The 1,814-nt window shown below is 55.1% G+C and carries 1 rRNA gene; it reads left to right on the top strand.

Annotation, left to right across the window (positions count from 1 at the left end):
• The first annotated feature begins 5 nt into the window (after window positions 1-5).
• Window positions 6-1,535: ribosomal RNA gene (locus tag ACFFFR_RS03885) — 16S ribosomal RNA — on the top strand.
• The last annotated feature ends 279 nt before the right edge of the window (window positions 1,536-1,814 follow it).

Here is a 1,814-nt window from a genome sequence, read left to right as displayed (position 1 = left end):
TTTTTTTTGCGGAGAGTTTGATCCTGGCTCAGGATGAACGCTGGCGGCGTGCTTAACACATGCAAGTCGAACGCTGAAGCAGGGTGCTTGCATCTTGTGGATGAGTGGCGGACGGGTGAGTAACACGTGAGTAACCTGCCCTTGACTTCAGGATAAGCCTGGGAAACTGGGTCTAATACTGGATATGACTGATCATCGCATGGTGGTTGGTGGAAAGATTTATTGGTTTTGGATGGACTCGCGGCCTATCAGCTTGTTGGTGAGGTAGTGGCTTACCAAGGCGATGACGGGTAGCCGGCCTGAGAGGGTGACCGGCCACACTGGGACTGAGACACGGCCCAGACTCCTACGGGAGGCAGCAGTGGGGAATATTGCACAATGGGCGAAAGCCTGATGCAGCGACGCCGCGTGAGGGATGACGGCCTTCGGGTTGTAAACCTCTTTCAGTAGGGAAGAAGCTTTTTGTGACGGTACCTGCAGAAGAAGCGCCGGCTAACTATGTGCCAGCAGCCGCGGTAATACATAGGGCGCAAGCGTTATCCGGAATTATTGGGCGTAAAGAGCTCGTAGGCGGTTTGTCGCGTCTGTCGTGAAAGTCCGGGGCTTAACTCCGGATCTGCGGTGGGTACGGGCAGACTAGAGTGCAGTAGGGGAGACTGGAATTCCTGGTGTAGCGGTGAAATGCGCAGATATCAGGAGGAACACCGATGGCGAAGGCAGGTCTCTGGGCTGTAACTGACGCTGAGGAGCGAAAGCATGGGGAGCGAACAGGATTAGATACCCTGGTAGTCCATGCCGTAAACGTTGGGCACTAGGTGTGGGGGACATTCCACGTTTTCCGCGCCGTAGCTAACGCATTAAGTGCCCCGCCTGGGGAGTACGGCCGCAAGGCTAAAACTCAAAGGAATTGACGGGGGCCCGCACAAGCGGCGGAGCATGCGGATTAATTCGATGCAACGCGAAGAACCTTACCAAGGCTTGACATGTGCCAGATCGGGCTAGAGATAGTTCTTCCCCTTTGGGGCTGGTTCACAGGTGGTGCATGGTTGTCGTCAGCTCGTGTCGTGAGATGTTGGGTTAAGTCCCGCAACGAGCGCAACCCTCGTTCTATGTTGCCAGCACGTGATGGTGGGGACTCATGGGAGACTGCCGGGGTCAACTCGGAGGAAGGTGAGGACGACGTCAAATCATCATGCCCCTTATGTCTTGGGCTTCACGCATGCTACAATGGCCGGTACAATGGGTTGCGATACTGTGAGGTTGAGCTAATCCCAAAAAGCCGGTCTCAGTTCGGATTGGGGTCTGCAACTCGACCCCATGAAGTCGGAGTCGCTAGTAATCGCAGATCAGCAACGCTGCGGTGAATACGTTCCCGGGCCTTGTACACACCGCCCGTCAAGTCATGAAAGTTGGTAACACCCGAAGCCGGTGGCCTAACCCCTTGTGGGATGGAGCCGTCGAAGGTGGGACTGGCGATTAGGACTAAGTCGTAACAAGGTAGCCGTACCGGAAGGTGCGGCTGGATCACCTCCTTTCTAAGGAGCATATAATTGCCGCCCTGACCAGCCGTGCGTGTTGGTGGGTGGTGCTCATGGGTGGAATATCAGCAAAATGTCTCCTGCTTTTGGGTGGCTGTGACCAGGTTAGTACGCGATAGCACTGTGTGTTGTTGTTGGAAGGGTGGTTGTGGCTTCTTGAAGGTGGGGGTGTTGACACACTGTTGGGGCATGAAGCAACGAATGGTTTGTTTCTTGTTTGGCGCCTGACTCTTTTTTGTGTGGGCATCACGTGTGTGGTGTTTGCGTCAAGGGGGG

The sequence above is a fragment of the Micrococcoides hystricis genome, from assembly GCF_042434215.1.
GTDB lineage: Bacteria > Actinomycetota > Actinomycetes > Actinomycetales > Micrococcaceae > Micrococcoides > Micrococcoides hystricis.
The sequence above is the reverse complement of the archived record's forward strand: the minus strand, read 5'-3'. Positions and strand labels throughout refer to the sequence as shown.